Origin of the sequence: Streptomyces rimosus subsp. rimosus (assembly GCF_000720725.1) — a bacterium.
GTDB classification, from domain to species: domain Bacteria; phylum Actinomycetota; class Actinomycetes; order Streptomycetales; family Streptomycetaceae; genus Streptomyces; species Streptomyces rimosus_A.
Map to the genome: position 1 here is coordinate 1 of NZ_JOCQ01000235.1, position 685 is coordinate 685.

The 685-nt window shown below is 72.0% G+C and carries 1 protein-coding gene and 1 pseudogene; both read right to left on the reverse strand.

Annotation, left to right across the window (positions count from 1 at the left end):
• A partial coding sequence (locus IH45_RS0142680) for a roadblock/LC7 domain-containing protein (RefSeq protein WP_030682385.1) occupies nucleotides 1-267 on the reverse strand: 267 nt, incomplete at its 3' end.
• Between the two features lie 9 nt (nucleotides 268-276).
• A pseudogene (locus IH45_RS0142685) lies at nucleotides 277-685 on the reverse strand (histidine kinase); the annotation flags it as partial.

The following is a 685-nucleotide window of genomic DNA, read 5'->3' on the forward strand; positions in this document are numbered from 1 at the left end:
GACGGACATGATGAAGAGGAAGCCGCGCTCCATCTCCACCACGGTCTGGTTGACACTCCCGCCCTCGAAGATGCGGGAGGCGCCGGAGGTCAGCGAGGTCAGCCCGGACGCCACCGCGGCCAGCTGGTCGGCCCGGTCGCGCGGGAAACCCTCGGACATGGCGAGGAGCAGTCCGTCCGCGGAGACCACCACCGTGTGGGACACACCGGGGGTGTTGTCCACGAAGTTGGTGATCAACCAGTTCAGATTCTGCGCCGCCTGGCTCATCGGACTCAACTAACGCTCCTGCTGGTGAGTGGGGTCGACAATGCCGTGGTTGCCGGTGGAGGCGTTCTCCTCGGCCCGGTAACGGCCTTGCTGGATACCCCGGCGAAGGTTGGTCAGACGGCCGCGTACGTCGTCGGGCGCACGCGAGACCTGCGGACCGGTCTGGTTCGACTGCTGCTGCGCGGTGCCGGCGACCAGGTTGGCGCGCGGCACGCGGCGGGGCAGCCCGGAGGTGGTGACGCCGCCCGCGGCGGGCTGGCGCAGCTGCTCCGCCTGCCGCCAGCGCTCGTCGTTGGGCGAGGCGCGCCACTGACCCTGCGCGTCGCGGGTCTCGGCGCCGGCCCCGTTGAGGCTCGGGCCCGCACCGGACGTACCGCCGGACATACCGCCGGCCGCGGCACCGGTCGCGGCGCCGGGC